Origin of the sequence: Nocardia sp. NPDC058519 (assembly GCF_042719755.1) — a bacterium.
GTDB lineage: Bacteria > Actinomycetota > Actinomycetes > Mycobacteriales > Mycobacteriaceae > Nocardia.
Genome location: NZ_JBHXNK010000002.1, coordinates 375,185 through 395,277 on the forward strand (window position 1 = coordinate 375,185; position 20,093 = coordinate 395,277).

Here is a 20,093-nt window from a genome sequence, read left to right on the forward strand (position 1 = left end):
GCCGCGGTCGACGTCGGCCTGGCATTGCCGCGTTCCGGGGTCGGTAGGGGGATAGTTTGTTTCGATAAGGAACCGCTCTCGCTCGGGTGTCATACCTGGTGAGACGCGGTGGGATGGCTTGGGGTTCCCGGCATTTCGGACTGATCTGAAACTGATTCGATTGAGGGGTTGCGCGATGTGTTCCCTAGGGTATATAGTTGTGTCATCAGCAAGGAACACCAACCGAAGGAGCCCGAAATGATCGCCACCACCAACACCCTCCCTGAGAACATCACCGCCACCGAGTGCACCGAGGTCACCATCGCTCAGCTCACCGAGACCCCCGCCGGTGGCACCCGCTGGATCATCGGCACCATCGCCGACCACGCGGACGAGGGCATGATCGACGACACCCTGGAGATCGCCCAGCGCGGCCGGTTCGGATTCATCGAGGACGACGCGGACTGGGAGGAGCGGGTGGTGGAGGTCCTGGCCAAGCGCGGGTGGGTCGCGGTCTACGGCGACGACATCGCACTCGACACCAACATCCTGCTCGCTCGGGCCTGAGCGGGAGGCCGGGGGCGGGGCTTAGCCGCCCCCGGCCGCCGCTCACCCTACCGACCGACGACACCCACCGAAGAGGAAACATGCCCGACCAGATTGCCGTCTCGCCCTGGGCCGACCTCGCCGTGCAAGCCCGCGCCCTGGCTGACCTCGCCGACCAGCTGGCCGGCCGCGACCCTGCCGACCTCGCACCCGACGAGGGTGGCGACCCCTTGGCCTCTCTCGACAAGCGCGCCCTGGACCTGGTCGGCGCCGCAGCTGCCTGCCGCCGTGCCACCTGGCAGAGCCTCCGCGACGGCGGTATGACGTTCGCCGCGATCGGCAGGCTGTTCCCTCGGGACGGCAAGCCGCGGACGATCTCGACCATCCGCAATGCCCTGGTCGCACAGGACCGCGCACGCTGACACGTTCGTTTGACGAACGAAATTTCCCCCTCCGAACCAGCCGCCGACAGGGGGCTATCTCGGCGCCGCTCCCCCTAGACTCCACACCATGGACGACGGCGACCCGATCTCGCCTGACGAGGCAGCGCTCATGGCGGCCGTGATCGACGCGATCGAGCCCGACACCGCCATCACGGCCGAGCACCTCCATAGGCATCTGGTCGCTGAGATATCGGACCCGCCGAGCCTGGTCGACGTGCGATCGGCATTGGCGATCCTGCGGATGCCGCACGTCGGCTACCGACCGGGTGAGTCGTCGGCCGCCGTGCTGGACCGGCTGCGCGACATGCTCCACCACGCCGAGCATCCACCGACGGTTGACCTCGATCACTACCTGGGCAACCTGCCATACTGAGCGGTATGCTTCGAACATGCGTTCGATCGCGTGGAGCCTTGGGTCGACCACCGGTCTCGACCCTGACCAGCTCTTCGCCGTGCGCGGCGGATGGGCTCGCCCCTCCCCGGTCGCATGTCCGAACGGCCACCCCCTCGGCCCTGGGCAGGTACTCGTCGGGACGCTCGCCTGCCTGGACGCTGGAGGGTTGCACCGCCTCTGGACCTGCCGCCGGTGCGGCACCGTCGTCTACTGGCCGCCTGTCACCGACGGGTGCGACCACCGGGTGTTCGACGAGCGGCGCAGTTAACGGCGCGCTCGGATCGCCTCACCAATCAGTTCCCGGGCGCCGTCGCCGAACACAGCCTGGTCATTCAGGATGGCGAACATCCGCTCGTACTGTGCGATCTCACGCGGCTGTGTCACCGACAGCTCTGCGGTCACCGTCTCCACCTGCACCAGCCGCTGGTCGAAGATCGAGAACCCAGTCCACGATGGACCCGCGTACAGCGCGTCAGCCGGGACGATGCCCAGCACCACGCGCGGTAACGACATCACGGTCAGTAGCCGATCCAGCTGCCCCAACATCACGTGCTCATCGGTCACCGTCGTATGCAGCACCTGCTCCGCGATGATGAAGCTGAACCGGCGGTCGCCCCGATACAGAACCCGCTGTCGTTCGATCCGCGCGGCCACGCCGTCAGCGAGATCATCCGGGATGCTGTAGAACTCGATGACCTTCGACAGAATCCCCTCGGCATAGTCGGCGGTCTGCAGCAGTCCGGGCACGATTGTCGGCTCATACCAGCGGATCGATCGGGTATCACCCTCAAGCCTGACCGACATCTTCTGTCGACGGCGAGTTCCGGCCCCGAGGACTCGCTTCCACTCCATGTACGCAGCCTCGATATTGCGCAGCGTCGCAACGAGATCAGCGAGTTGGTCGTGGCTGCCGGTGTGCTCACACCATGCCCGCAGGTCTGCTTCGGAGGGAGTCTGCTTGCCGTACTCGGTGCGAGACACTTTCGACTCGTGCCAATCGGCGAGCTGCGCCAGCCGTCGTGCAGTGAGGCCGGCGTCGCGGCGAAGCTCCCGGAGCCGTAGTCCGAGAGCTTCGCGCGCTTCATTGACGGCGTTGGTCACCGAGCACCGAGGTAGTCGACGTGGGGTACCGCCGCCTCCCACACGAGATCCCTTACCTGCAGGCAGTACTCCACGATCCGCCTGTCGGTGGTCAGCGCACCGCCACGCCACCGCCCGTCGGGCTCGAATACCGTGAACGCCACCGACTCGCTGTCGAACAGCCACCAGTCGTCGGCCGTCAGCTTCTCAGCATCGACAAGGTGACGGGACAAGTAGCGGATCTCCTCTCCCGCCGCGGCGTTCTGGTGCGAGACCTCCAGCAGCCAGCGGGTGTAGTCGGTGTGCGGGACGGTCACCACGCGAGCACGGCGAACATTCACGCCGCGCGCGGTGGTTTCAGCGACCAGGTCCAGCCAGCCCCGCAGCCATTCATAGTCGTCAGCCGAACCCCCTGCGAGGAACTCTCGGAACGGCTCACTCTCATTGGGGGTGGTGTAGGTGTCTTTCACCTCCAGGTGGAATGCCTCTTGCCGAGCCGACCGGAGCAGGTCGTCGAACTCGTCACCTTCCAGTAGGAGCACCGTAGAACTTCCTCTCGCACATCGGGACCTCGATCGCCGTCTCCCCCGGCGCGAGGTCCATTTGATTCAGGGTGGCAGGGTCGGTCACCGGCCGACCGGCCAGGGTGAAAGTTCCCCGCCCGGTATCGGTCATCGCGGCACCGACGAACGTGTCAGGCTTCGCGAACCCCAGAAGCAGGTGCGGAATCTCAACGACGTTGGGATCGCCCGTCTCCCATCCCTGCACGACGTAGGCGTTGGTATCGGTGGCCAGCAGCGTGGGGCATCCGCCGCCGCCGCTTCCACCATTTCCGAGGAACTCTAACTGCATGGCGCACCGTCCTGTCGAGTGATGTGCGCGAACTTGCGCGGCACCTCTCCATGGTCCCTGATCAGGTCCGTATGTGGTTGCGGTTGCGAACAATTGGTGCAAGTTCGCGCAAGTTTGTGGTGCCGCGCCGAGGTCGGTTCGTAGCTTGAATCCACACACGATCCGACCCACCACGAGGTGTCCGATGGCAACGCACGATCCGATCAACACAAGCGAAGCCCGTGTGCTCGCGGTCCTCGCACCAGGCGGGATGCTCACCGCCGACCAGATCGCCCGCAACGCCAACTTGGCTCGGCGTCGCGCAGCCCAAGCAGCAGGCCGCATGTCCATGCTCGGATTGATCGGATGCCGGCCGACCAATCACGGCGATGTGTGGGAGATGACCCCACGCGGCCGCGGCTGGGCGGCCACGTCGATCGGCAGGGCGACGCTGGACGTCCCCGGTTTCAAGGTCGCGCGGTGAAACCTCCCGCCATCGGCTACCTCCGGTCCGACGTCTCCGGTGCGCGGAAGGTCTGGGACCAAGTCCAGATCCGCGCTGTCAGCGCGCGTCTCGGCTATCGGCTGATCAAGACGATCGAGTTCTCCCAGCACACCGATGACCCGCTCGCCCAACTGCTCTCGACCATCGCGCGCGACGAGGTCGACGCCGTGGTCACCCCGTCTGCTGAGCACCTCGGCGGCGAGATCCCCGAGTCACTGATCTCAGCAGCCGACGTCGTCATCGTCTCGCCTGAGGAGGCGCACTCTCGCCGCCTCGCGAATCTGTTCGACCCGCCCAGCTCGACAAGCGAAGGAGATCTGCGTGGAGACAGCGATTCTCGTGCTCGTGATCGTGCTGCTGGTGCTCGTAGCTTGGCTGGTCGTCGATTCGATCCGCCGCTGACCTGATCCATCCGAGCTCGACCTGAGATTCGAGAGGAGGTGACATGAACGAGTTCGCAACCCCCGGCCCCGACGGCAACAGCGATGATGCCTGCATCCACGACCAGCCGAAGAAGCTGCGGATCGATGGTGCCGACAGCTGGACCAAGCCTACCCAGCTGGATGCGCGGAACAGCTGAGCACGGATAGACGAATAGCGCCCCGCCGGAACGAATCTTGGGTTCTAACGGTCGTCGCAACGCTCTCGATTGAGAGGTTGCGACGACCGTGTCGTTTGTTGGGGATATGGCCGAATTCGGTGACCGGTTGGCAGAGATGGTCGATGCCGGAACCTCGGTGACCGAAGCAGCGGTCGAACTGGGCCTGTCGCGGTCACGCGGATACAAGATCCTGCGCGACAGGGGCCAGCCGATGGGCGCGGGCCGACCGACGAACCGGCCCGCCGATCCGGCGCTGATCAAAGCAGTGTTCATCACGACAGGATCGGTGAATCAGGCCGCCAAGAAGGCGAACGTGGCGTTCTCGGTGGCCCGGCGGATCCTGCTGGCCGAGGGCTTGTTCACGCCCTCGCCGTCGCGCGGGAAGGACGAGGCCAGGCGCAAATACCTCGAACTGATCGAGCGGGGATGGTCCAACATCGCGGCCTGCGACGAAGTCGGCGTCAACGAACGAACCGGCAAGGACTGGAAAGCCGGGATCAAGCGGCGGGGAGCGAAACGGATCCGCCCGGACGGCTCCGTGGTGGACTACACGCTCCGCACTCGATACAAAATTGCGGTGAGCAAGATCGACATCGACGGCAGGCGGGCGCGGCATATCGGCCCGGACTCGGCGGGTGAGCGCTATCTGTCGTTGCAGAACCGCCTCGACATCGCCGACGGATTGTTGGTCGGACAGTCGCTGACCTCGATCGCCGAGCGGATCGGCAAGCACAAGTCGACCGTCTCGCGGGAGGTCCGCGCGCACCGAGTCAACGGCAGCTACCTGCCCTATCGGGCCAACCGGGACGCCGCGTTGACCCGGCAGCGACCCAAACCGGCGAAGCTGGTGAGCGATCAGGCGCTGCGGGCGCAGGTCGTGGCAGGGTTGAGTTGCCGGCTCTCTCCGGAGCAGATCGCGCACCGGCTACGCAGAGACTTCCCCGACGACGAAGGCATGCGGGTGAGCCACGAAACGATCTATCAAGCCCTGTATTTGCAGGCCAGAGGCGGTCTCAAACGGGAAGTCTCCCAGTCCTTGCGCACCGGCCGCGCCTATCGCGCGCCGCGGCGCCGACCCGACCGGCGGACACCGCGGTTCGGCGAGAACATGATCATGATCAGTGACCGGCCCGCCGAGGCCGCCGACCGCGCCGTTCCCGGGCACTGGGAAGGCGACCTGATCATGGGCACGGGAAACAAGTCCGCGATCGGCACCCTGGTTGAGCGCTCGACCCGCTACACGATGCTGGTTCACCTGCCCAAGGGGCATCACTCCGAAGCGGTCCGCGACGGTCTCATTGCCACGATCTCGACCCTGCCCGAACACCTGCGCGGGTCGCTGACCTGGGATCAAGGCACGGAAATGGCGCGCCACACCCAGTTCAGCATGGCCACCGGCATGCCCGTCTACTTCTGTGATCCGGCCAGTCCCTGGCAGCGCGGTTCCAACGAGAACACCAATGGCCTGCTGCGCCAGTACTTCCCGAAGGGCACCGACTTGACCGTCTACACGCCTGCGGACCTGGAGCTGGTCGCCCAGCAGCTCAACGACCGCCCACGAAAAACGCTCGACTGGGATACCCCAGCCGAGCGTCTTCGTGATCTACTGGCCGCCTAAACAGTCAGCGTTGCGTCGACCCCTTGAATTCACCATCCGGCGGGGCGCTTCTCGTCGCGTAACGCGTCCCATTACCCAGCCGATCATCCGGCGAAACCCAACCTATTCCAAGGGGAAGCATTGACCCAGCCACCGAACTACCCGATGCCACCGCAGCAGCGGCCACCGAAGCCGAAGACGCGAGCAGCATGGCTGATCGGTGGCGGTGTGGTCGCAGTGTTCGCCGTCCTCGTCGTGATCGGCACCGTGACAAAGGACAACACGAGCGAGGCCGCGCCAACCACTGCGAACGTTTCGCCGGAGTGGCCGACGCGACCAGACCCCACGTCGACGAATCCACCAACCGCCATCGCACCGCCCACGACCAATGCACCTGCACCGCAGGCGACGACCGTGGCAGCCTTCCCTGCTGGGCTCAACCCACGATGCAGTGAAGCGCCGGCGGATCTGGTCGCCGCGGCAACAGCAGGACTCAAGGACCGCACACATACGCTGGCCAACACCGTGGTCCTGCGGGGCGCCGACGGATATGAGTACCTCGGTGCGTCCGTCATCGCCCCCGGCGGCAAACTGATTCAGCGTTCGGACGTTTGGGTGCGAGGCCGCGGCAAGGTGTACGCAGCGTCCGGCGGTGCCCGCAACACATCGACTTTCGATCGCGCGTCATCCGGCCTGAATGTCGATCTCGCGGGCGATGACTTCGTGACCGTGGATCGGTGCACCTACGACTGGTCGAAGATCGCCGGACACAAGTAGACGACGAAATGCGCCCCACCGGAACGAATCCGGTGGGGCGCAATTGTGTTGCGGGTCAAGCCGTGACGCGAACCCAGCTGTTCGCAGTACCCGACTTCACAACGACGCTGCCGCCGCTGCACCGCGCTTCGAGGGTGATCGAATCGCCAGCGGTGACGTCGACGGTGGCCGAGCAGGTCGCCGTACCCGTGCCGCCGAAGGCGCCGAGGGAAACTGGCGAGCTGGTCGCGATGACCGTGGCGCCTTGCTTGATTTGCACGGTGCCAGTAACGGCACCCGCAGCCGCGTTGGACATCAGGATGTTCGCCGCGACGAGAACGCCGCCGCGGGTCGACTGCACCAACAGGCCGTTGCTGACGACCGAGCTACCCGGGTACGGGGTGGTGTCTGCGGTCCACGACGTCACCAGCGCGAAACTCGTCGTCAGACCAGGCGAGTCGCCGTTCTTGAACATCCCGGAAGGCAGGAACAGATTGGCGGTCGGGGCGATCACGATGCACGGCATCAGGCCAGCCCCCGAATGTCCGCGATCAGTCCCTTGCCCGGCGTGGTGCCGACGCCGGTGACCTGCACGGTCAGGATGTCCCCCGCGCTGTAGGCGTAGGTGCCTGTTGCCGTGCCGCCGGCCACCTGGGATCCCGCAGCGATCGTGGCCGAACTGCCTGTCATCGTCGTACCGTTCTTGCGGAGCTCGACGACCAGGTTGCCCGAGGCGTCCGGAGTCGCACCGCGATATGTCACCGAATTGAAGGTGACGTCGCGCTGCAGCTTGATGCCGAACGGAAAATCACCGGTGCCGGGCGAGGTGCTGCGAACGGTGTCCTTGCCGAAAGCTGGAAGGGACACGTCGTAGGGCGTGGTGCCGACGGCCGGTGTGCGGGCGTCGGACAACCGCGAGTCGTTGCCGACGCATGCCGTCGTTCCAGACGCGCCGAACGCCGAGGCGCTGAACGCTGGCGACGACGCCGTGCCTGCGAGCACGCCGCCCAGCTGCACGATGCCCTTCGCCGAGGTAGTCGCGTCCGGAGCGGCCGGGCCCGGCGAGCCCGTGTCACCGCGCGGGATCGTCAGGTCGAGGACCTGAGTGGGCGGGGTGCCGGTAATCAGCGCGCCCGCCGAGCTGCCGGGGGTGCCAGTGACGACCGACCCGATCGTGAGCGAGTTCGCCGGACCGGTCAACCCAGTAGCGCCCGTGGCGCCCTGCGGTCCACGGATGACGACGCCCTGACCGTCGGCCATCCAACCGTCTCCGGTGCGCCAGATGTACAGCAGCCCATCGGCGGCGACAACGTACTGGGCGCCGTCGCCTTCGGGTGGGGTGGTGGGCAAGGCCGCGTAGGTCGCCACTCGACGGTCCACCTGGATGCCCTCGCCCTGCGGGCCCCGGACTACCGCGTTGCCGGACGACGCGGGGACCGGCGACACCACGGTGAGGTCGACCAGCCCAGTCGATCCAGTGTCGGGGTCCTCCTCGTCTGGGCCGGGCAGATACTCCGGCACGTCGAAGCTGAACGGTTCGACAGTGACCGCATCGCCGTCGTACTCCAGGTCGAACGACACCCGCCAGGTCCACTCGGACGGGTTGGTGTCCGCGCTCGGCGCGACGAGGAACACGCCGCGGTCACCGCGCCACGTCAAATAGCCGAACTCGTCGAGGCTGGCGGTGTAGTGCTGCGGCAGTTGGACATACGTTGCCGGTGCCGGAACGCCATCAGCCACCAGGATCTTCGGCGCTTCGGCGGTGAACGTGATCGTGCCGGTCAGCGGGTGGAATTCAGGCGTGCGGTCGATATCAGGGCCGTCGATGATGTTGGCGAGGAACCGCCCGACGACCTTGCCGTACTTGAGCGGTGGCAACTCAGCCATCAGATACTCCCCTTCATAAGTGCACTCCTTCGAGCGACGGCGGGGCCGATACCTCGGCACCCAGCTCGCGCAGCTTCACCGCGACCTGCTCGTCCCACACCGCGTGCGCGGCAGCAGCGGCCCGACGGCGCGCGGCCGACGCCTCGCCCTCCGCCTTGTACGCGGCGAACTCTCGTTCGATCCCCGCGACCCGACGGTCAGCGTCGGCCGTGGCGCGTTCGGCGATACCGGTCGCGATCTTCTCCAACTTGCCGAGGTTGTCGAGCTTGGTGCCCTTGCGCCCGAAAATCCCGCCGACGACCGCGGTGATTCCACCGCCCGCGCCGAGAGCAGTGAGGATCGCCGCCCACTCCTGGACCTGCACGTCATCGCCTCCCAAAGTCAGCGTCGCCACGGATCACTCCCTTGTCGGGGTGCCAGCAGCAGCGAGCCACGGTAGCCATCGGTCGATCGCGGCATCCACCGCGGGAATGGACATCAGGCGTGTCACGGTCGCCGACACGGTCAGTGCGACGCCGACGCCCGCAGCAGTCTCGGGCAGGCCGGACGCCTCGACGATCACTGGAGCGGCGACGAGCAGGCCGAGCACTACCTGAACCGCGGTGCGCAGCGCGGCCCTCCACGGGTACTGCACCTGGGTGGGCGCCTCGGGGAGGCTGTGCTCCCCCATCACTTCGCCTTGGGATCGAAGCCGTCGATACCCAGCTTCTGACCGATGGCGGCCAGGGCGTTCACGACGGTCCGGCCGCCGAGCTGCGGCCAGCCGACGAAATTCTTGCCGTCCTTAGTACCGGGACCGCCGAGCTGATCGAGGGCCAGACCTGCAGCCTGATTCGCGTCCATGATGGGTGCCTTTCGGTCGAGTTGTGCCTGTACGTCGCGACGGAACTTCGCCATGTCCATCTGGCCGGGATCCCATTTGCCCTGCTTGGCACCGGCCCATTCCTTGTGCCCGATCACCCGATCGGCGCCGTAGCCGAGGCGCCGCACGATCGCGGCGCAACACCGCACGTACGCCTGGTACTGCGCGGGCGCCCATCCCTCGGTGCCGTTGTTCGCGGCCTCGATGCCGATCGTGTGCCAGTTCGCGTTGTCCTCGGGAAGGCCCGGATACTCGCCCATCCCGGCGTGCCATGCGACGCCAACGGCGACCACAGTGGCGGTACCGTCCTTGCCGAGGTGGATCTGCGACAGCGGGCCAGGCAGGTGCGCGAACCCTTCGGCGATCTCGCGTGGCGGGGTATTCGAGCCACCGGTGTGGTGGCAGATCACACCCCACACCGACCGGAAGTCGCCGTGCCCGCGCTCACGCCAATCGGGGTACTCGACGACTTGCACGCCCTCGGCGCGCAGCACATCGGCCAGCCATACAGGGTCACCTGTCCAGGGCATCTTTTGCCTCCTCGATTTTCGTGCGGATGGTCTCGACAATTCCGGCGAGTGCCTCAGATTTCGTCGCGGCTTGGAAGGCCACACCGCGCGGGTGCTCGGCCTTCCATGTGCCGTCCGGCAGCTGCTCGGTCTTGACGTCGTCGACGTCCCAGTAGGCCTCGATGTCCGGGATCGGCCACTCGCCGTCTTCGCCGCGGCCGTAGTGCAGACCCGTGTCGTACGGTCCGGGCAACCCGCCCGGTGTCGACGACCAGCGCACCACCTCAAGCGCAGGGTCTCGCCGCCATCCACGCTGGATGAGGTAGTCGGCGATGCGCGGGGCCTGCGCGACCTGGATCACCGCGGGCTCGGCCAGCTTTCGGCCGGCGGGATTCTTCCACTCGGGCAGGTGCACGACCGCGAGCTCCTCAGCGAGCTCGCGGACCTCGGGTGCGACTTCGGGCACGTCCATGGTCGGCAGGGTGCCGTTGACCACGTGGCCGAGGAACTGGCGCATCTTCTCCGTGACCTGCACACCTTCTTTGTTGGTGGCGAAATACTCGATCTGGTCCTGGTCGCGACCGGTTGGTGTGGTGACTTGCTCGACGATCAAGGGGTCGGTCACGGTTGGCCCTCCAGGGGTTGGGCGCCGATGATCAGCTGCGCGCCGGTGGTGATGATGCTGTAGTTCCGTGCCCCGGTCTTTCGGACCACCACATAGATCTGTGCGGTCTGATTCGCGGCGACCGTGGCATGGGTCGAGGCCGGGCTGATCGGCTGTTCCCAACGCGGGTATAGCTGGCCCTGGTGTTGATTCGCCGATCCGCCGCCGCCGCCGTAGCCGATCAGCGGCCCGTCCGCCGCTCCCAGCCTGATCTCGACGTCCACCCGCGTCTGATTGATCTCGGACACGTGCGACTGATTGCCCAGCGAGCCACCCAAGACGATCGGCCGCCACGGGATCGTCTGCGCCGGGATCGTCATCGTGGCCACGGTTTTCGGCGACGCGGACATGTTGCTACCGCCGGTGAACTGCGAACCTGCGATGGCCCATGGCCCGCCGAGGCGCGGGGCGGGGATCGGCTGCCATTCGCTGGCCGTCGTGTTCCAGGCCAGGACCGCGCCTTGCCGTGCGGTGGTGAGGTCGCCGACGTCCTCGGCATCCGAGATCGCGCCGGGCTCACCGGGATCGCCGACCGGCCCGACTGCACCGCGCGGGAACTGCACGTGCAGAACCTGGTTCGGGGCGGTGCCGGTGATCGATGCTGTCGCCGTGCTGCCGACCGTGCCGATCGTGGCGACACCGGTCAGGATGTTGGGTGGGCCTTGATGGCCGGTAGCCCCGAACGCGACGGTGAAGCGCACGAACTCCATGCCCGTCCACAGGTAGACCGCCTGCTCGGCGACCACCCGCCATGCACGCCGGGCCTGTGCCTCGCCGAGGTTGAGCGCTTGGAGTGCGGCGAAGGTCGCGACATCGCCCATCCACTGCCACGGCCATGCCGGGTTTCCTTGCGGGCCTGCCGGTCCGGGCGCGCCCTCGCGGATCTCCAGCAGTGCCTCGCGGTCCACCAGCTCGAGCGGGTTCACCGTGTACGGCAGGCCGACGGGGTCGGAGACGCCGCGCAGCACCAGGGAAATGTCTGTGTCGTAGATGACGGTCATGGCGCCCCCGTAACCGGCGCAGCCCACACGGAGATGTGCGCGCCGCCCTGGTAGTAGGTGTAATTTCCGCCGCCGAGGTTGCGGCGCAGCACGATCGCGATCACCGCTGGCACTCCGGCCGCGATCACACCGACCGAGGACGCTGGGGTCATCGACGGGGTTTCGAACATCGGACCCAATTTCGCGAGCCAGTCCATGCCGAAGCTGAAACCGGGCCCGTAGGCGACGATCTGCCCGGCCGCGTTGGTGATGCGCGCCTCGATGTCGACACGGTTGCTGGCATCGGTGGCGGCCGTGCGGACGAAGCAGCCACCGGTCACCATGGGCCGCCACGCGACATCCTGTGCGGGGATGGTGATGTTGCAGATCGTGTTCGGGGTCGTCCCCGTGCCGGATTGGGTGGTCGCGAAACCTGCCGCGCCGTTCCACGCGGCTCCCTCGTGCACGGTCCAGGGGCCGCGCCAGCCCGGATACGGGGTCGGTTTCCACTTGCTGACGTCGGGATCCCACAGCGGCACCGCCCGATTGACCGGCGGTGACGTGTCGTCGTAGTCAGGGGCACTGCGTAGCGGACCGGGCGCACCGAGCGGGCCTTTCCGTCCAGCCACGCCGCGCGGGATCACGACGTCGAGGGTTTGGGCGGGTGAGGTTCCCGTGATCGTGATCTCCAGATCGGCACCGACCGCGCCCGTCGTCACCGACCCCAGAGTGAGGGTGTTCGGTTCGCCGGTCGGGCCGTGTCCACCGAAGGCCTCGGCGAAGGTGTCGAAGCTCTGCCCGTTCCAGTACATCAACGTATTGGTCGACTCCACGCGCCATGCCTTGCCTGCATGCGCGGGGCCGAGACGCTCAGCGAGCGCGGTCAGGGCGACCGGGTCGGAGACGTCACCCTCCCATCGGAACCTGTTGGCTTCCGGACCCTGCGGACCTTGTGGACCCGCTGATCCCGTGGGCAATTCCAGCGTGCCGTCGGCCGGGGTGCCGACGAACGATTGCACGACGCCGTCCTGGCCGATGCCCTCGTTGATTCCTCGGATTCGGGTGGCCGCGAAGTATTCGCCGATGGTGGTCACGATGCAGCCTCCGGGACAGGTTGAGCCCACACGGTGAGCGCGGCGTTGGCGCGGTCGTGGCCGATCTTGCGGCCGCTGTCACCGACCCGTTCCACGCACACATGCAGGGTCGCCGTCTGCCCTGCCGCGACACAGGCGTACGTGCTCGACGGGGCGAGTGGTTTGGTGGCCTCGTCACCGAACGCGGGCGCGAACAAGATGGGCAGGTAAGCACCCGAGACGCGGTGTCCCGCACCAGATCCGACCATGACGCCATTACCTGAGTTCAGCCGCACACGGATCTCGGCGCGGGCGTCATCGCCTTGCTCCATGAAGATGCGCAGGTTCCCGTAGACCATGGGCCGCCACTGGTACGGCAGCGGGGGAATCGTGAAGATGCCCGCGGCGTACGAGGCAATCGCCTCCTCGCGGTTCGCGGCGAACTCTGCGTCCAACCACCCCCACGGCCCGTGGCCCTGTGGGGGTTGGGTCGCCTGCCAGCGTCGACCCGACGCGGTCAGCGCGAACATGCTGCGCCTGACAGGGCCGATCGTGTCGTCGTAGTCGGTGGCCGCGGTGATCGCGCCCGCCGCGCCGACCGCACCGGCCGGTCCTTGTACTCCCGCTGCTGCGGTGGCCTGCAGGGTCTGGGCCGAGGTGGTGCCAGAGAAGTTCAGCGCGGCCACGGTGATGCCCGGATCGTGCGTGGTCGCCACAGTGACGGTATTGCCGGGCGCCACCGGACCCTGGACACCCACAGCATTCGCCGAGTGAATCCAAGTGGTGCCGTCCCAGAAGTCCATGCCGTTGGTGTCGAGTCGATGCCACCACTTGCCGCGGTCCGCGGCGCCGAGCCCGACTGGTCGCGCACCGATGTTGGCGATCGCGCCCTGCTTGGCGAACGTCGTGCCCGGTGCTCCTCGCGGTCCGTCCGGGCCGGTCGGGCCAGCGGGCAGCAGCAGCGCCGCTGCTTGCTCTGTCGGGGTGACCGTCGCGGTGAGGATCGGCAGTCCGTCGAGGTCTGCCTCTTCGGTGGCGACCAGACGCGCGGAGATCTGAATGTCGGGCAACGGTCCTCCTAGAAAATAATCAAATCGAGGTCAGCGCCGACGTCGGTGGCGATGGACTGCACCGCGGTGGCGAGCTGGCCGAGGCGCGTCCAGGCCTTGGTGACGGTGTCCTCCTCGTCGCCGCCGTCGCCGATCGTCAGCTCCCATCGGGCGGCGTTGTCGCGGTCATCGTTGAAAGTCATCTCGGTGACGAAGTCCGTGAAGATCTGTTCGCCCAGCTGGAAACCGATTTGGTCGCCCAGCTCGAAGTCCTTGCCCAGTAGGTATGGCGCACCGTCGCCGACGGTGACCCGGTTGGACGTGTAGCCGCGCGTCTGGTGCAGGCCCGCGCGACCGGCCATCACGCCATCCAAGGTGAATGCCTTCGTCGAATTAGCGACGACGTGTTCCTTGAATGCGAACGGCCCTGCCTCGCGGGTGCGCTCGCTATTCGAGTACGACATCCAAGCCAGGAAAACATCATCGAGCTGCCCTTGATAGAGCGAGTCGAGACCGGGAATACCGATCAGCAGACCGACCCACGACAGCAGATTCTTCATGGCGATTTCGATGCCCGCGTTGACCCAGCCCGGCGACTTTCCGCCGACGATCACCGAGGTAGCGAGCGGCTTGTGTACCGCGATCTCCGATGCGCCAATGCCGGAGTATTCGCCATCGAGATACCACACCCACGGCAAATTCCGTGTGGTGCCGAACGGTCCCGAATTCGCGTAGACCGCTTCATATTCCGACTGCGCGTTGAAATTTGGGTATCGCTTCGGGGTGGTGTCGTCGATGAAGTCTTCGAACCACGAGACCAGCCCGTCGATCAGTGTTCCTGTCGGGCCGGTAACGCCGGACTTGTCCGTCGTCCACAGCACCACGGTGGGCTTGTCCAGATGGAACCACTCCGGGGCGGGCTGCTCGTCTTCGCCCGGAATGTAGAACTTGGCTTCGAGGATCACGCCACTGTCTTCGAGCCAGCCCTCGAAGAACTTGTCCGCCATGTCGAAACGCGCTGTGCCAGCGGCCCATTTCGATGTGTCGGTGAGGATCCATACCGGCACCATCGCGATAGGCCACAGAGAATCACCGGCACGGACCCATTCGGGAGCGTCCGACCATTGCCCCGGATAGGCCGAGGATTGTTGCCGAATGAGGTTACAGGACATATAGATGCCGATGAGAGTTTCGGTCGGACCGAAAAGGACCATGTGTCGGGGCCATTGCGCCAGGATCGGCGCGAATGGCGAGGCCCACAATGCGGTTGTGGCGATGTGCTGCCAGCAATGAATGGCCTCGACGTCAACGTATTCGGTGCCGTCGTCCTCGCGCACCAGAGCGACCCTGGTGATATACCCGTCCCACCGGAATGCCTTGGTATTCACGGTGATCGGAACAGTCCGATTCTCCGGGCCGACCCCGTCCTCATCCGCTCGAAAAAGGTGATCGAAGTACAGAGTGTCGCGGGCGACCTTCATCTTCAATCCGCCCGCTTTGTTGCGCGCGTAGCTGAATTGCAGTTCGAGGTAACGGTTTTCCTCGCCGACCTCCTGCAAGTACTTGTCCCAATACCGAACCATGACGGTCTGGTCGGCGCGGTACTCCTGGTCCTGGCGCTCGGCCAGGTCCATCCGCCGGACCTCGACGGCTTTGTCCCACGTCATCAGAACGGCCTCGACGAGCGCGGGGTGACAGTCACGGTGATCTCCGATTCTGTTGTGCCACCATCGGATACGACCACGGTGATCGGCAGCGACGACCACGGGTCGACCGAGCGGAACCAGCGGCGGCCTGCGAGCTGCCCCCAGACGTTGCGCCCGGACGGCTCCGCGCCGGAGTAGACGCGGGCCGTTCGGTGGCGGGGGTGCGAGTCGATCCGGAGGGTCTCCCCCGCCTCGATCGTCGGTGTCTCCACAATGCGGGTCGGGTCATCGGTGAGCGGGTCGCCGATGACCCAGCGACCGGGGCCATTCATCGTGTACCGCGGCCATGCCGGTTGGTCGGCGGCATTGCGCGCCATCAGCACGCCCTCACCGAAGGCATCACTGTTCCGCCACGTCGAGGTCTCCTCAAGGTGGTGTTCCAGCGGATCCATGGCTGTCGCCGACATCTGATAGGTGATCGCCGCGTTCACCGCAGGGTCGATATCGTCGATCGGTTCTGGTGGCCCGTCGAGCTGGAACGGCTGGAAGCGCCAGCCCTGATGCCGGGTGAACGTACCGACTTTGAACGGCCGGTCGGTGGACCAGCCGCGGAACCAAGCGTCATGGATGGCGTGGAATCCGCGCACCGTGGGCCCCTGGAGGAAGACGTTGAAGTCCCACTCCTTCTTCGAGCGCACGCTGCGCAGGAAGGTGGCGCCGTCCTGGCGGGCGCCCTCGCTCACGAGCAGCCCAGTCGGGGCGAACGTGTGCCCCGACTGGGCGATGATGCGCACACCTTCGCGACCGGCGCCGGTACCGTGCAGGTGCCAGCACCGGCCGTGGATGTCCCAGCCGACAATCTTCGTCGCCTCGCGCAACAGCAGCGGATTCATCGACCGAACCCTCCTGACGATCGAGTGGCCATCGTCCGGCGCCGGACCACCCGCTCGACGGCGGCCGCGGCGCTGTTCGGGTCCATGCCGTTATTGGTGACGTTGAGCGTGGTGCCGCCGCTCATGGCGCCCATTCCGAGGACGCCTGCCCCGGTCTCCAGCATTTCCTTCCAGTTGTCCTGGAAGAACGACTGGAATCCTTCGCTGGTCTCGGTCCACTGCGCCGAGGCCTGCGTGGACAGGTTGGCCAGCGCCTGCTCTGGGGAGCTGGCCATGTACCAGGGCGCGGAGCCGTTGAACAGCTCACCTGTCAGGGGCATGCCCTGGAGCGGATGATCGGCCTGTTCCGTCGTGGTGGGTGTGGTGCTAGGGGTGTCCGTGGTCGGCGTGGCCGTGGTGGTGTCGGTTCCGATTGCGGCAGTGTCGGTCCCGGTGCCAGCAGTGATGGCGTTGCTGCCACTGCCTGGCATGTTCACGACGAACACTTCGGTCGCCCCGGAGCTGTTCGTGCTGCCGCCGGCACCGAGTGAACCGCCGGAACCTCCAGAGCCCCCGCCGGACCCGCCGAGACCGGTGCCACCCCCGCCATCAGCGGGGTTGCCTCCGAGCGGCCAATGCCACTGCTGCGCAAAGTCGTTGGCTCCGAGAGCGCCCGCGCCGACCTCGACGCCATCGCCGCTGCTCGCCTCGACGTTGACGCCGTCGACAGTGCTCGCCATATGTCCGGCAGTGCCGCTGCCGCCGTTCGTGCCGATCGACAGATCGTTCTCGCCGCCGATGCCGCGCTGCCAGCCCATCGACCCGAAATCGCTGTCGGTGGTGAAGTAGCGAGCGTTCGGCATCTTGCCGGTGGCCTTGGCCCACAGCCCGCCCGCGATCGCGGAGCAATCCCAGCCCGGATTGCCGGTGCCGCCGAACTGGTACGCCTTACCTGCTTCGCCGCGTGCCCAGCTGAGAATGCCGCCGTTGGCCATCGACTCCATGTCGAAGCCGAAGCGGCGGCCGACCTCGCGCCAGATCCCGATCGACCTGGCCCGCTTCGACTTCGCTAGCGGGATGAAGGCTTCCTCTTGGGTTTCGCCCTCGGCCCACTGAACCAGGCCGCTACCGCGGCCCTTCTGGATCAGCGCATCATCGGGCAGCTTCCCGTCGGCGAAGGACAGGATTCCGCCGTCGGCCTGCTTGGTCGCCCACGGAGACGCCTTCGACACGGTCAGGTCACCGTTTTGGATCCGGGTGGACAGGGCAACCTCGGCCTCGATGGTGATCTTCTTGCCACCGTTCTGGACGATGAATCCGTCCAGTGTCTTCTGTGCGTCCGCGGTGCCTGCCGACACCTCGAATCGGCCATCAGGCAGCTTGGTGATGCTGAGCCCCAGCGATTCCAGAGCAGTGGTTTGCTCGGGGGTGTTGGAGCTGATGATGATGTTTTTGCCGTTGGGGACGGCTTCGACCTCAGCACCCAGGGCGCGGGTTACCAGCTGTGCGTTCTTCGCTTCGTCGGCGGTCTGGACGAACGCATCACGCATGTTCGCCAGGGCGGGACGGCCCTTGTTGTCGATGATGTTGGCGAACCCGTCGAGCCCGTCAGCGGCGCCGTTCAGCTTGTCCTGCGCCGACTTGAGCGAGTTGCCGAAGTCGACCAGGCCTTGCTTGCCGGTGAGCTCGCCGATCGCGACAGCCGCCGTGCCAATCGGATTGAGAATGCCTTCGAGAGTGTTGCCGAACGACCGGAGCACCACCGACAGGTTCGACGCTGTCGTCGAGGCCCACAACAGCATCACATCGCCGAGGGTGAACGCGGCCTCGCCGATCTTGATGAAGAACCCAGTGATCTCCGGCTGATGGGTCTGCACCCATGTCGCGACCTTTTCGAGGGTCGGGCCGAAGGCCTGTGCGAGGCTGTTCTGTACGCCCTCCATGGACACTTCGATCGAGCGGCGTGCGCTCTCGATCGTCCCGGCGGTGTTGCCGCCCATCGTGTCTGCGGCGTTCTGCGCGGCACCTTGGAATTCGCCGAGGCTGGCTACAGCGGTGTCGAGATTGAAGCTGTTCAGCGCGCCGCCGAGGTCCTCGGCCTGCGTGCCGAACAGCGCCAGCGCGAGCTTGTTCTTCTCGACGGGATCTTCGATCTCGCGGATCTTGGCTAGGAGCTCGCCGGTCGCCTCGCGGGCGGTGGCCCCGCCTGCTGCGAACTTCGCGATCATATCTTCCGACGAGAAGCCCAGCTCGTCGAATGCTTCGCTGGTCGACTCGCTGCCGTCGACGACACGGATCGAGAATTCTTTCCAGGCGTCAGCTGCGATATCGGCGTCGCGCGCGCCACCCTTCACGGCCTGGTTGATCAGGCCCACAGCCTCTGGGCCGGTCAAACCCAGCTTTCGGAATTGGGTGCCGTACTCGTTGATCGTGTCGAGGAAATCTTCGGACCCGTTGAGCCCGTTACGTTCCGCCGCGGCGAACAAGTCGAATGCCTCTACCGCGCTCCCGGCGATGCCGGTCTTGATCGCCTGCCCGGCCGCCTTCGAGACCGCTGTCGTCTCTTCGCCCATCAGTTCGGCGATCGTCGTGATCTGGCTGATCACGGCCTCGGTCTGTTGGGTGGTGTCGTCGGTGCTGAGCAGTCCCGATTGGATGGCATTGCGGGCCGTCTCCATGTTGTCCGCGATGGACGCACCGAAGTTCGACGTGTACGCCCGCGCGGCAGCTGAGCCGATGGACTTCATGGACGCTTCGTCGATCCCGAGGCGGGCCTGGATCAGGTCGGCTTGCTTTTCCCGCTCCATGCCCGCCGTCAGCGACTTGACGAACACCGCGCCCGCAGCCAGGCCCGCGACGCCAAGGACAGCAGCGATCGGCCCGGCCTTGCCACCGAGCGAGCCGATGGCGTCGGTGATCCCGCCGCCCATCGACCTGCCGCCAACCTCGCCCGCCGACTGGCCGGCACCCTGCATCGCTTGCGCGAGCCGCGGCGCGATCTGCGAGGTCTCGGGGACGATCGCGAGATACGCGGTACCGATTTCGGTGCCTTCACCAGCCATTACGCTGCCTCCTCCCAGCCAAGGAACTTGGCCATGTCCGCAATGGGGATCGGCTGGGTGCCGATCTTCTCCACGCCCGAATCGACGCCGGGGCGAGGGATCGGTTTGGGTGGTCGCCCGGATCGGGCTGAGGTCGACTTCGCCCACCGCAGCCAGCGCAACGAGTCAGCGATGTCGGCCATCAGCAGCTCGGGCAGCTGCCACGCCCAGTCCGCAGGCTTGAGCGCCCGCGACAGAGCGGAGCTCGGTAGCCGATGTGTGACGATGGCGCACAGATCACCCCAGGTGAGGTCGTCTGTGCCGAGTTGCCGCAGCCGCAGGCCACGGTCGATGAGGTCGGATTCGATTGCCCCGCCGTGCTGTTGGATCAGAGCGTCGAGGCCTAGGATTCCCCCAGCGAGATCCCCGAATGCTCGGCCCATGCGTCGAGAAGGGCGTCCATCTGGTCAGGGAACGTGGAGTCGATCGCGGCGATCATTTCCTCAGTCGCGTACTTCTCGATCACGAACCACATGGCGTTGCGATCGTTGAGTCCCCGCAGAGCGCGAACGGTGCTGGTTTGCAGGTAGGTCAGCGACGGCAACCGGACCTCCACGACGTCGTCACCTTCGCCGAGGTTGTGGACGAAGTCCGCGGTGACCCGTTCGGGCTTCTTCTTGGTTTTCGGTGCAGTAGGCATGGCGCGCAAGCCCTTTCATGTATTGGAGGTTGGTGCGCAGGCTCGGACCCCGGAGGGCCCGGCGGCGGCCGGTGGGCC

The 20,093-nt window shown here is 66.2% G+C and carries 26 protein-coding genes; 9 read left to right on the forward strand and 17 right to left on the reverse strand.

Annotated elements, in window-relative coordinates; translation table 11 throughout:
- The first annotated feature begins 237 nt into the window (after positions 1 to 237).
- The 4 genes from ACFWPK_RS04180 to ACFWPK_RS04195 all read left to right on the forward strand — a co-directional run bounded on the left by ACFWPK_RS04180 (position 238) and on the right by ACFWPK_RS04195 (position 1,630).
- Positions 238 to 546, forward strand: a complete 309-nt coding sequence (locus ACFWPK_RS04180) for a hypothetical protein (protein ID WP_378913082.1) — start codon at positions 238 to 240, stop codon at positions 544 to 546.
- A gap of 80 nt (positions 547 to 626) precedes the next feature.
- On the forward strand, positions 627 to 947 hold the full coding sequence (locus tag ACFWPK_RS04185; protein WP_378913083.1) for a hypothetical protein: 321 nt from the start codon (positions 627 to 629) through the stop codon (positions 945 to 947).
- An 88-nt stretch (positions 948 to 1,035) separates the two neighbouring features.
- Complete coding sequence (locus ACFWPK_RS04190) at positions 1,036 to 1,341, forward strand: hypothetical protein (RefSeq protein ID WP_378913084.1); 306 nt, start codon at positions 1,036 to 1,038, stop codon at positions 1,339 to 1,341.
- Between the two features lie 16 nt (positions 1,342 to 1,357).
- Positions 1,358 to 1,630 (forward strand): hypothetical protein, encoded by a 273-nt coding sequence (locus ACFWPK_RS04195; RefSeq protein WP_378913085.1) that lies wholly within the window; start codon positions 1,358 to 1,360, stop codon positions 1,628 to 1,630.
- Here ACFWPK_RS04195 and ACFWPK_RS04200 read toward each other — a convergent pair.
- Genes ACFWPK_RS04200 through ACFWPK_RS04210 form a run of 3 tightly spaced genes read right to left on the reverse strand, consistent with a single transcriptional unit; the run spans position 1,627 to position 3,294 of the window.
- Positions 1,627 to 2,463, reverse strand: a complete 837-nt coding sequence (locus ACFWPK_RS04200) for a DUF5753 domain-containing protein (protein ID WP_378913086.1) — start codon at positions 2,461 to 2,463, stop codon at positions 1,627 to 1,629. The genes ACFWPK_RS04195 and ACFWPK_RS04200 overlap by 4 nt on opposite strands.
- Complete coding sequence (locus tag ACFWPK_RS04205) at positions 2,460 to 2,984, reverse strand: DUF6879 family protein (RefSeq protein WP_378913087.1); 525 nt, start codon at positions 2,982 to 2,984, stop codon at positions 2,460 to 2,462. The genes ACFWPK_RS04200 and ACFWPK_RS04205 overlap by 4 nt, the downstream gene beginning before the upstream one ends.
- Positions 2,965 to 3,294 carry a hypothetical protein gene (locus ACFWPK_RS04210; RefSeq protein WP_378913088.1) on the reverse strand — a complete coding sequence of 110 codons (330 nt, stop codon included), beginning with the start codon at positions 3,292 to 3,294 and terminating at the stop codon, positions 2,965 to 2,967. The genes ACFWPK_RS04205 and ACFWPK_RS04210 overlap by 20 nt, the downstream gene beginning before the upstream one ends.
- 184 nt (positions 3,295 to 3,478) lie before the next feature.
- Here ACFWPK_RS04210 and ACFWPK_RS04215 point away from each other — a divergent pair, with 184 nt between their 5' ends.
- The 5 genes from ACFWPK_RS04215 to ACFWPK_RS04235 all read left to right on the forward strand — a co-directional run bounded on the left by ACFWPK_RS04215 (position 3,479) and on the right by ACFWPK_RS04235 (position 6,753).
- Positions 3,479 to 3,757, forward strand: a complete 279-nt coding sequence (locus tag ACFWPK_RS04215) for a hypothetical protein (RefSeq protein ID WP_378913089.1) — start codon at positions 3,479 to 3,481, stop codon at positions 3,755 to 3,757.
- Entirely contained in the window at positions 3,754 to 4,185 is a 432-nt protein-coding gene (locus ACFWPK_RS04220) for a hypothetical protein (RefSeq protein ID WP_378913090.1), read from the forward strand. The genes ACFWPK_RS04215 and ACFWPK_RS04220 overlap by 4 nt, the downstream gene beginning before the upstream one ends.
- Positions 4,186 to 4,223: 38 nt before the next feature.
- A complete protein-coding gene (locus tag ACFWPK_RS04225) occupies positions 4,224 to 4,358 on the forward strand; it encodes a hypothetical protein (protein WP_378913091.1) in 135 nt (44 codons plus the stop codon).
- Positions 4,359 to 4,965: 607 nt separating this feature from the next.
- Positions 4,966 to 5,997 (forward strand): IS30 family transposase, encoded by a 1,032-nt coding sequence (locus tag ACFWPK_RS04230; protein ID WP_378913158.1) that lies wholly within the window; start codon positions 4,966 to 4,968, stop codon positions 5,995 to 5,997.
- Between the two features lie 216 nt (positions 5,998 to 6,213).
- Positions 6,214 to 6,753 (forward strand): hypothetical protein, encoded by a 540-nt coding sequence (locus ACFWPK_RS04235; RefSeq protein WP_378913092.1) that lies wholly within the window; start codon positions 6,214 to 6,216, stop codon positions 6,751 to 6,753.
- Positions 6,754 to 6,808: 55 nt separating this feature from the next.
- Here the strand turns inward: ACFWPK_RS04235 and ACFWPK_RS04240 are convergent, their stop codons facing one another.
- Genes ACFWPK_RS04240 through ACFWPK_RS04305 form a run of 14 tightly spaced genes read right to left on the reverse strand, consistent with a single transcriptional unit; the run spans position 6,809 to position 20,015 of the window.
- Positions 6,809 to 7,258: a hypothetical protein gene (locus tag ACFWPK_RS04240; RefSeq protein WP_378913093.1), complete on the reverse strand. Its 450-nt coding sequence runs from the start codon at positions 7,256 to 7,258 to the stop codon at positions 6,809 to 6,811.
- A complete protein-coding gene (locus ACFWPK_RS04245; RefSeq protein ID WP_378913094.1) occupies positions 7,258 to 8,619 on the reverse strand; it encodes a hypothetical protein in 1,362 nt (453 codons plus the stop codon). Before ACFWPK_RS04245 ends, ACFWPK_RS04240 begins: the two co-directional genes overlap by 1 nt.
- A gap of 13 nt (positions 8,620 to 8,632) precedes the next feature.
- Positions 8,633 to 9,013 carry a hypothetical protein gene (locus ACFWPK_RS04250; protein ID WP_378913095.1) on the reverse strand — a complete coding sequence of 127 codons (381 nt, stop codon included), beginning with the start codon at positions 9,011 to 9,013 and terminating at the stop codon, positions 8,633 to 8,635.
- A gap of 3 nt (positions 9,014 to 9,016) precedes the next feature.
- A complete protein-coding gene (locus tag ACFWPK_RS04255) occupies positions 9,017 to 9,289 on the reverse strand; it encodes a hypothetical protein (RefSeq protein WP_378913096.1) in 273 nt (90 codons plus the stop codon).
- Positions 9,289 to 10,011, reverse strand: coding sequence for an N-acetylmuramoyl-L-alanine amidase (locus ACFWPK_RS04260; RefSeq protein ID WP_378913097.1), 723 nt, complete (start codon positions 10,009 to 10,011; stop codon positions 9,289 to 9,291). The genes ACFWPK_RS04255 and ACFWPK_RS04260 overlap by 1 nt, the downstream gene beginning before the upstream one ends.
- A complete protein-coding gene (locus ACFWPK_RS04265; protein WP_378913098.1) occupies positions 9,995 to 10,615 on the reverse strand; it encodes a hypothetical protein in 621 nt (206 codons plus the stop codon). The genes ACFWPK_RS04260 and ACFWPK_RS04265 overlap by 17 nt, the downstream gene beginning before the upstream one ends.
- Entirely contained in the window at positions 10,612 to 11,655 is a 1,044-nt protein-coding gene (locus ACFWPK_RS04270; protein ID WP_378913099.1) for a hypothetical protein, read from the reverse strand. Before ACFWPK_RS04270 ends, ACFWPK_RS04265 begins: the two co-directional genes overlap by 4 nt.
- The gene (locus tag ACFWPK_RS04275; protein ID WP_378913100.1) at positions 11,652 to 12,728 is read right to left on the reverse strand and encodes a hypothetical protein; all 1,077 of its coding nucleotides are present in this window, start codon (positions 12,726 to 12,728) and stop codon (positions 11,652 to 11,654) included. Before ACFWPK_RS04275 ends, ACFWPK_RS04270 begins: the two co-directional genes overlap by 4 nt.
- Positions 12,725 to 13,777 (reverse strand): hypothetical protein, encoded by a 1,053-nt coding sequence (locus ACFWPK_RS04280; RefSeq protein WP_378913101.1) that lies wholly within the window; start codon positions 13,775 to 13,777, stop codon positions 12,725 to 12,727. The genes ACFWPK_RS04275 and ACFWPK_RS04280 overlap by 4 nt, the downstream gene beginning before the upstream one ends.
- Positions 13,778 to 13,785: 8 nt before the next feature.
- Positions 13,786 to 15,390 (reverse strand): phage tail protein, encoded by a 1,605-nt coding sequence (locus ACFWPK_RS04285; RefSeq protein ID WP_378913102.1) that lies wholly within the window; start codon positions 15,388 to 15,390, stop codon positions 13,786 to 13,788.
- 32 nt (positions 15,391 to 15,422) lie between these two features.
- A complete protein-coding gene (locus ACFWPK_RS04290) occupies positions 15,423 to 16,295 on the reverse strand; it encodes a phage tail protein (protein WP_378913103.1) in 873 nt (290 codons plus the stop codon).
- A complete protein-coding gene (locus tag ACFWPK_RS04295) occupies positions 16,292 to 19,336 on the reverse strand; it encodes a phage tail tape measure protein (RefSeq protein WP_378913104.1) in 3,045 nt (1,014 codons plus the stop codon). The genes ACFWPK_RS04290 and ACFWPK_RS04295 overlap by 4 nt, the downstream gene beginning before the upstream one ends.
- Complete coding sequence (locus ACFWPK_RS04300) at positions 19,336 to 19,758, reverse strand: DUF5361 domain-containing protein (RefSeq protein ID WP_378913105.1); 423 nt, start codon at positions 19,756 to 19,758, stop codon at positions 19,336 to 19,338. The genes ACFWPK_RS04295 and ACFWPK_RS04300 overlap by 1 nt, the downstream gene beginning before the upstream one ends.
- On the reverse strand, positions 19,719 to 20,015 hold the full coding sequence (locus ACFWPK_RS04305; protein WP_378913106.1) for a hypothetical protein: 297 nt from the start codon (positions 20,013 to 20,015) through the stop codon (positions 19,719 to 19,721). Before ACFWPK_RS04305 ends, ACFWPK_RS04300 begins: the two co-directional genes overlap by 40 nt.
- Positions 20,016 to 20,093 lie beyond the last annotated feature (78 nt).